Here is an 8,389-nt window from a genome sequence, read left to right as displayed (position 1 = left end):
CATACTGTGCAATGTAGTTGATCATGATCGAGGATACCACCTCATTGATGTTGAACTTCTCTTTCAGCCATCCGATCAGTGCACCGACGAGTGCGCCGGTGATGATTCCGCAGATCAGGACGAGCGGCTTTGCAACCGGGGCCGGAAGATTGCTGTATCCGATCAGCAGTGTCGTCACAAAACCTGCTGTCAGCATCTGACCGGAGACACCGATATTGAACAGACCTGCGCGCAGTGCAACCGCAACTGCAAGGGAAGCAAAGAGCATCGGCGTCCACGCGTTCATAAAGCTCATGAAATCCGTCAGCATGCTCTTATGGCCGGCATAAGTCGCCTTCGGCAGAATTCCGGAACCCTGAAGCAGGTTTTCATAGGCCACAAGCGGATTCTTCCCGAGTGCAAGAATGACAACCGCACCGGCGAGAAGACTCAGCACAATGGCAAACAGCGGAATCGTCACTGCCTGATGGCGCTCGTTTCCGAGAAGGCGAACGAAGCCCTTTTTGATTGTATGATTATTTTTCTGCATCCGCTTTCACCCCCATCATAAATTCTCCGACCTGACTCGTCGTCAGTGTCTTGGCGTCTGCAATCTTCTGGATCTGACCGTTATAAATGACACCGATCGTATCCGCACAGTCCATGATCTCATCGAGTTCGAGAGAAATCAGAAGAATCGCCTTGCCCGCATCGCGCTCCTGAATGATCTGGCGGTGAATGTTCTCAATTGCACCGATATCGAGGCCTCGCGTCGGCTGCACGAAGATCATGAGCGGCGATTTCAGTTCAATCTCACGGCCGATGATCGCTTTCTGCTGGTTTCCTCCACTCATTGAGCGGACGATCGTCTTGATTCCCTGACCACTTCGGATGTCATAGCGGTCAATCAGCTCTTTTCCGTACTCATCAAAGGCATTCTGATTCAGAACCCCGTGATGAGAGAATGGCTCCTTAAAGTAAGTCTTGAGTGCCAAGTTCTCCTCAAGCGTAAAGTCGAGGACAAGGCCATAGCTCTGGCGATCCTCCGGAATGTAGGAGATGCCCTGAAGTGTTCTCTTTCGGATGCTCTCGTGCGTGATGTCGACTCCGTTTAAGAGGATCTGTCCCTCTGCAGCCTCCGCAAGTCCCGCAATCGCATCTGCGACCTCAATCTGACCGTTTCCGGAGACACCTGCAATCGCAAAAATCTCACCGCCCCGGATCGAGAAGGAGACGTTCTTCACCACATCAAAGTGATCCTGGTTGCGCACGGTGAGGTTCTTGACCTCAAGCACCGTCTCACGGAAATTTGCCGGCTTCTTCTCAACCTGGAAATTGACCTCACGGCCGACCATCTTGTTTGCCATCGTCTTCGTCGAGGTCGTCGCCACATCGAGCACATCAATCAGGCGTCCACGGTTTAAGATTGCGCAGCGGTCAGCAACCTGCTTGATCTCCTCGAGCTTATGTGTAATCAGAATGATCGTCTTTCCACCGTCGCGCAGTCCCTTGATGATCTTTAAGAGAAACTCGATCTCCTGCGGGGTCAGCACTGCCGTCGGCTCATCAAAAATCAAAATCTCCGCCTCGCGGTAGAGCATTTTCAGGATCTCAACTCTCTGCTGAATGGAGACATTGATGTCCTCGATCACATCAGTCGGATTGACCTCAAGGCCATACTGTTTTGACAGTTCTGCAACCTTTTTGTCTGCTTTCTTCAAATCCACCCACGGCAGGAAACCGAACTTCTTATCCTTATTTTCCAGTCCGAGAATGATGTTTTCCGTGATCGTATAGTTGGATACCAGTTTGAAGTGCTGGTGCACCATACCGATATTCAGTTTTGTTGCATAACTCGGAGAGGTGATATTCTCCTTCTTTCCGCGAATCCAGATCTCGCCCTCATCCGGCTCATACATGCCGAACAGCATACTCATCAGCGTGGACTTTCCCGCTCCGTTCTCTCCCAGAAGAGCAAAAATCTCTCCCTTTTTGATCTGCAGGTTCACATCCTGGTTCGCCACAATGCCGGGAAAACGCTTGGTGATGTGCTTCATCTCAATGATGTACTCCGACATAAATCGACCTCCTTATCTCCATTTTTTGTTCCCTTTTGAATACCCAGGAAAATCTGCTGCCGTTCATGGATTTTCCTGTAAACGCATAGGTGCCGCAAGCCAGCACGCTTTCTGCTGTCATGCGACACTTATCTGCTGCCTGATCTGAGGCATTCAAAAAGGCCGGCTTTTATGAGTTCTTGACTCAAGGACCCACAAAGCCGGAACCTTTGTGTTTCTTAAAACTTTAAAACTCCATTTTCCGGTATCCCAATTACTTTAATCCGGTGAAATCCTCCGGAGTCTCTCCGTTGAAGTTAGATGCCGGAACAATCGTTCCATCCTTTACGAGCTCATAAGCCTCATCGAGCTTGCTGATCGTATCCTCAGACAGCTGGTTTCTGCCCTCAGCCTTTACAAAGCCGGTAGAATCGGTATCTGCACCCAGAACCACATTCTCACCCTTGAAGGAGCCGTCCTTAACTGCATTGAGCTGCTTCTCTACGTTCATGCTCATCACTTTCAGAACAGAAGTCAGGATGACATTGTCAGAACCGTTTGCACCGTCATCATACTGGTCTACATCACAACCGATTACCTTCACGCCGGTTGCTTCCTTTGCTGCGGTGAAGACACCGTTTCCGGAACCGCCTGCTGCAACGAAGATCGTGTCAACGCCCTCATCGATCAGAGCCTTGCCGACTACTTTACCGGTTGCCTCATCTGCGAAGCTGCCTACATAGTTGCCGCCAACATTTGCGCCGGTCACATCAGTACCTGCGTAGGACGGAAGCTCTACGATCTCAGCGCCAGCCTCAAATTTCTCATTTGCATAGTTGACACCGGACTCAAAACCGAACTGATAGTTTACGTTGGACGGATATGCGATACCGTTTACAACTGCAACTTTCTTGGACTGGGACTCAAGTGCTGCTGCCATACCTGCGAAGAAGCCGCCCTCCTGCTCCTTGAAGGTCATTGCATAAATGTTGTCACAGCTGACTTCATTGCCCTCTGCATCAGACGGATTGGAGTCCACAAGGATGAAATCAACATTCGGGTTGTCCTCTGCAAGGGTGCCGATTCCTGCGAACTGGTAGCCGCAGCATACGATGACGTCATAATCTGCAACAATATCTGCAACTGCCTGAAGAGCTGCTGCGGTATCTCCGCTCTCCTCGCGAACCGGGGTAACGGTTGCGGACGGATTCTCCTCGATGAATGCCAGAACGCCGTTGTAGTTATCCTGGTTGAAAGAACCATCATCTACGCCGGATGGGCTGCTGACAATCGCAATCTTTAATGCATCGCCGGATGCCTGAACGTCGCCCTCTGCCTTGCTCTCACCCTCTGCCGCTGCTGCAGTGGTCTCATCCTTTGCTGCTGCGGTAGTTTGTGCGGAACCATTGCTTCCGCCACATCCGGTCAGAAGAGTTCCTGCCATTGCTGCACCCAGTGCGATACTCAGAACTTTTTTCATAATCTGTTTCTCCTTCTTTCTTGTTGAGTTCTCATCTTTGTCCGCTCTCTTTTTTGTCCGCCCGATGTCTGCCCGGTGCACTTTTTTGTTCTCTATAAAAGCCTCGTTCTAGGCAGTTTCCCCATTTTGCAGACAGACGTTATTGAGAAAGAAAAAAATGATTACATGTATATTTTTACTACAAATCACGGCGAATATCAACCAATTCTTCTAAAATTCTTCTTTTTCTCTCACTATTTATTAAATTTTCTTATGAGTATTCACGATTTTTCAAATCAATCGCAGTCAAATTCTCAGAATCTTTGATTTTTTTCCGCTTCTTCCCTTACTTGGAAGCCTCTGCCTCTTCATCTTCTCTCTCGAATAACTTTGCAAGGCTCTCCGTGTACGGCGCACGGCAGATGCCCTTCTCCGTGATGATTCCTGCAATCAGCTCGTGATCGGTCACGTCAAAAGCCGGGTTGTAACACTTGACTTCCTCGAGCGCCATCGGCTTCTCGTAGAATTTCTTTTTGATCTCATCCGGATTGCGAAGTTCGATCGTGATATCCGCACCCGTCTTGCAGTTCAAGTCAATCGTCGAGGTCGGTCCGAGTACATAGAACGGGATTCCATAGTATTTTGCAAGAATCGCAACTCCGCTCGTTCCGATCTTATTTGCCGCATCTCCATTTGCAGCCACACGGTCACAGCCGACGAAGCAGGCCTGTACCCAGCCGTTTTTCATTACAATGCTCGCCATATTGTCGCAGATCAGCGTCACATCGATGCCTGCTTTCTGAAGTTCATAGGAAGTCAGGCGTGCGCCCTGTAAGAGCGGTCTCGTCTCATCCGAAAATACATGGAAATTCATTCCGCGCTCTTTGCCGAGAAACAGCGGGCCGAGAGCGGTTCCGTAACTTGAGGTTGCAAGCGGGCCTGCATTGCAGTGGGTCAGAATTCCATCGCCGTCCTTGATCAGAGACAGGCCATACTCGGAGATTGCCCGGCACATGCGCTGGTCCTCCTCCTGAATCTCCTTTGCCTCCGCTCCAAGGATCTCAACGATCTCATCGACGCTCTTTTCCTTATTTGCAATCACAGTCTTCTCCATCCGGTTCAGCGCCCAGCTCAAGTTCACTGCGGTCGGACGGGAAGAGTTTAAGTACTCTTTCTGCTCACGGAACTTTGCGAGAAATCCCTCGTAATCTTTCGTTTTCTCCGCAATCTGGCCGGAGAGCACATACATGCAGTAACCCGCGCAGATTCCGATTGCCGGTGCCCCGCGCACCTGAAGCTCAAAAATCGCATCATACATCTTCTTTGCGGTGTCGAGTGTCAAAAACTCCGTCACATTCGGAAGCTTGGTCTGATCCAGAATCACAACCGCCTTTCCATCCTCACTCAGTCTCACATTCTCCGGCGCTGCCATCTTGCCGTCTTCCATCAAAAATTCTGCCATTGTCCTGTCCTCTCTGTAATTTTTCTTCTCTGTAATTTTTCTTTTTATTTTCTCTTAAATTAAGACTATTTCCCGATCCGGAATCCTGCCTTGAAAGCCCGGGAGTTAAACGCCTTCTCATAGTCCTCAAGCTCATGAAACTCCACCGGCGGCAACTTCACAAGCCCCTGCTCTAAAAGGCGCAGTGCCGGCTCAAACGGGCCGCATCTGCTTCCCTTGATTGTGATCTCGTTGACTGCATAGTAACTCATGTCGACATTCGTCTTTCCGGCATAGGTGCTCTTTAAGACAATCGTGCCCTGCTTGCGCACAATCTTTGTCGCAAGTTCTAAGCCGGACGGCGCTCCGCACGCCTCCACGACGATCTCATAGCTCCCCTCACCGGACTCGAGTGCCTGATCTGCAAGACTTTCCGCCTGCTCCACCGTCATCGTCCTGCCAAACGAAGCAAACTGAGCGAGCTTTTCCGGATGTTTTCCGATCACAGTCAGATTCGCCCCGGTCAGGCGCAGAACGCTTGCAACCTGATAAGCCAGCCGCCCGTCTCCGATCACAGCGACCGGAAGATCCGGTTTAATATGAACCTGTTTCGTGACCTGAAGTGCCGCCGCAAGAGGCTCCGTGAGCAGTGCTGTCTCCGGTGCCAAAGCGGACGGAACCTCGTGAAGCAGATGTGTCTCGAGTGTCATATACTCCGCAAAGCATCCGTCCTTTCTCTCCATTCCGATCACGCGCCGTGTCAGACAATGTTTCTCGCGCCCGGTCCGGCAGTAGATGCAGTGACCACATCCTGCATTCAGCTCGCCGACAACCGTCTTTCCAACCCATGACGGATCCGACGACTCCTCGACAACTCCGACAAACTCATGTCCCATCACACCGCGAAACGATGGACGGTAACCCTTCAAGATTTCCCGGTCCGTGTTGCACACGCCTGCACAGAGAATCCGGATCAGACTCTCCGATGCCGTCGGGACCGGATTTGGAAGGTCATCGCGAAACTCTGCTCCCGTTCCATTAAAATAAACTCCACGCATTTCCTTTCTGTCTCTCCTTATTTCTCCTTATTCTTCATAATTTCTTCTTAATTTCTTTTTTCTTTTCCTGATTCACAGCTGTTCCGCATCTCTCTCTTATTTTTCTTTCTCGTATCCCGGAATCTCAACCGGCGTTCCGACGCTCAGAGCCATGTGATAGATTTTTGCGGTATCCTCGACGTAAACGCTGTTGATGTAGGCCTCAGCCATCGTCGCACCGACTGCGACAACGCCATGATTTGCCATCAGGCAGGCATTCTTTCTCTCGAGGATCGGAACCGCATTCAGTCCGACCTCGGCACTTCCCTGTGTCGCATACGGGCTGACCTCAATGCTTCCCTTGAGGAACGGGATCATCTCAATCAGAATGACCGGAATCTCTGTGTGCGTCACCGCAAATGAGGTCGCATACGGAGAGTGTGTGTGGACAATTGCGCCAACGCGAGGCAGATGGCGATAGATCTCTGCATGCATCTTCCACTCGGAGGACGGGCGATGACAGCCCTCGATCACATTTCCGTCAAGATCAATGACAACGATATCCTTCTCCTCCATGATGCTGTAATCATAGGAGCTCGGCGTGATCGCCATGAGTCCGCAGTCCGGACAGTACACGCTCATATTTCCGCTCGTGCCCGCCATCAGTTTCTCCTCATACGCCTTCTTTGCCGCATGAAGCACCTCTTTTTTCTTCTCCTCCATAATTTCCGGATTCATTTTTCCAGTTTTCTCTTCTGACATGGTTTTTTCCCCCATCCAATTCTAAATTGTATTTTTTCCGCAAAACTTTTTAGGTATCCGAATAATTGCAGAAAAAACATCACGATATGATTAAATTGTACACGAATTTTTCCAATCTGACAACATCTGTTTTTTCCAAACGAAAAAAGGCCCCACGGCCAGTCCCCTTTTTGAACTGTCCGTGAAACCTTTTTTCCGACTTTTCTCTTTAAGTCTTTTCTTTCAGTCTTTTCTTCGACTCTTCTCTTAACTCTTCTCAATATTTCAGAACGCGGTCAACACCTGAAATGATGACGGTTGCACCACCGATCTTGATGTTGCGCACCACATCGACCATCGTTTTTCCATTGTACTCCCAGACCTGACGGTCCTCATAGCGCTCCGTACAGCTCTGGCGCACATACTCGAGAACCTCCTGCTCACGCTCCTTCTCAATACAGATCATCAGCGTGATGTTTTTCTTGTTCGTGTAAAGTCCTTCCGTCAAAAATTTTGTCGCAAGAATCCGGTTGCGAATCAAGAGTGCAGCAAGTTTCTCATAGTCCTGTTCCTGCACAATAATCATCATCATTTCCACAGCAAACACCGTCCTTTCTGAAACTTAGCGGCCTTTTACGGTTGCAATATCGATCAGAGTCAGCTCTTTTGCACGGTTCTCAAGGCTCGTTGCAAGTGCAGCGGCCGTATCAAGGCTTGTCAGCACATGAACACCGGTCTCGATTGCATTTCGGCGGATCACGAAACCATCGTGGCTCGCCTCTGCGCCCTGGTGCGGGATATCGATGACGAGATCGATCTCGTGTCCAAGGATCAGATCGAGGATGTTCGGGGACTCCTGCTCGATCTTTCTAACCGGGAATGCCTTCACGCCGTTGTCGTTGAGCACTTTTGCGGTTCCGCGGGTTGCGAAGATCTTGTATCCGACATTCTGGAAACGTCTTGCAATCGGAACGACATCCTGATGCTCGGACTCACGAACGGTGATAATCATGTTCTTGTGCTTCGGCAGTTTGATGCCTGCGCCCTCGAATGCCTTGTACAGAGCCTCGTTGAAGGTTTTTGCGATACCAAGGCACTCACCGGTGGACTTCATCTCCGGTCCAAGGCTGATATCTGCGCCGCGGATCTTCTCGAACGAGAATACCGGCATCTTGATCGCAATGTACTCGGACTTCTTCTGCAGACCCGGCTCATAGCCAAGCTCGCGGATCGTGTGACCACAGATCACCTGAGTTGCGAGCGGAACGATCGGGATTCCGGTTACCTTGCTGATGTACGGAACGGTTCTGGAGGAACGCGGGTTTACCTCGATGATGTAGACATCCTCGCCATCGACGATGAACTGGATGTTGATCATGCCTTTTACGTGAAGTGCACGAGCAAGCTTCTCGGTGTAGTCAACGAGCTTTGCCTCGACAACCGGAGTGATGCTCGGCGCCGGATATACGGAGATACTGTCTCCTGAATGGATACCGGTACGCTCGATGTGCTCCATGATGCCCGGGATCAGGATGTCCTGACCGTCGCAAACGGCGTCGACCTCGATCTCCTTACCCATGATGTACTTGTCGACAAGGATCGGGTGATCCTGTGCAATCTGGTTGATGATGCCGATGAACTCATCCACATCGTGATCGTTGATACAGATCTGCAT

At 50.4% G+C, this 8,389-nt stretch carries 8 protein-coding genes; all 8 read right to left on the bottom strand.

Annotation, left to right across the window (positions count from 1 at the left end; genetic code table 11):
• Positions 1-529: ABC transporter permease subunit (locus ACR0QE_RS12375; RefSeq protein WP_432628650.1), on the bottom strand; the 529-nt coding region annotated here is incomplete at its 3' end.
• Positions 516-2,057, bottom strand: coding sequence for an ABC transporter ATP-binding protein (locus ACR0QE_RS12370; protein ID WP_432628649.1), 1,542 nt, complete (start codon positions 2,055-2,057; stop codon positions 516-518). The genes ACR0QE_RS12375 and ACR0QE_RS12370, both read right to left, overlap by 14 nt.
• Before the next feature lie 253 nt (positions 2,058-2,310).
• Positions 2,311-3,516: a BMP family lipoprotein gene (locus ACR0QE_RS12365; protein WP_432628647.1), complete on the bottom strand. Its 1,206-nt coding sequence runs from the start codon at positions 3,514-3,516 to the stop codon at positions 2,311-2,313.
• 325 nt (positions 3,517-3,841) lie between these two features.
• Positions 3,842-4,957 (bottom strand): S-methyl-5-thioribose-1-phosphate isomerase, encoded by a 1,116-nt coding sequence (mtnA, locus tag ACR0QE_RS12360; protein WP_432628646.1) that lies wholly within the window; start codon positions 4,955-4,957, stop codon positions 3,842-3,844.
• A 65-nt stretch (positions 4,958-5,022) separates the two neighbouring features.
• Positions 5,023-5,994, bottom strand: coding sequence for an MDR/zinc-dependent alcohol dehydrogenase-like family protein (locus tag ACR0QE_RS12355; RefSeq protein ID WP_432628645.1), 972 nt, complete (start codon positions 5,992-5,994; stop codon positions 5,023-5,025).
• A gap of 96 nt (positions 5,995-6,090) precedes the next feature.
• Positions 6,091-6,735: a class II aldolase/adducin family protein gene (locus ACR0QE_RS12350; RefSeq protein WP_432628644.1), complete on the bottom strand. Its 645-nt coding sequence runs from the start codon at positions 6,733-6,735 to the stop codon at positions 6,091-6,093.
• 256 nt (positions 6,736-6,991) lie between these two features.
• On the bottom strand, positions 6,992-7,306 hold the full coding sequence (locus ACR0QE_RS12345) for a cyclic-di-AMP receptor (RefSeq protein WP_432628651.1): 315 nt from the start codon (positions 7,304-7,306) through the stop codon (positions 6,992-6,994).
• Positions 7,307-7,336: 30 nt separating this feature from the next.
• Positions 7,337-8,389 (bottom strand): ATP-grasp domain-containing protein (locus ACR0QE_RS12340; protein ID WP_432628643.1); only part of this gene is annotated, 1,053 nt, incomplete at its 5' end.

This window comes from Brotaphodocola sp., assembly GCF_050873065.1.
Classification (GTDB): domain Bacteria; phylum Bacillota; class Clostridia; order Lachnospirales; family Lachnospiraceae; genus Brotaphodocola.
Note: the sequence above shows the minus strand (reverse complement) of the source record. Positions and strands in the feature narration are given on the sequence as shown.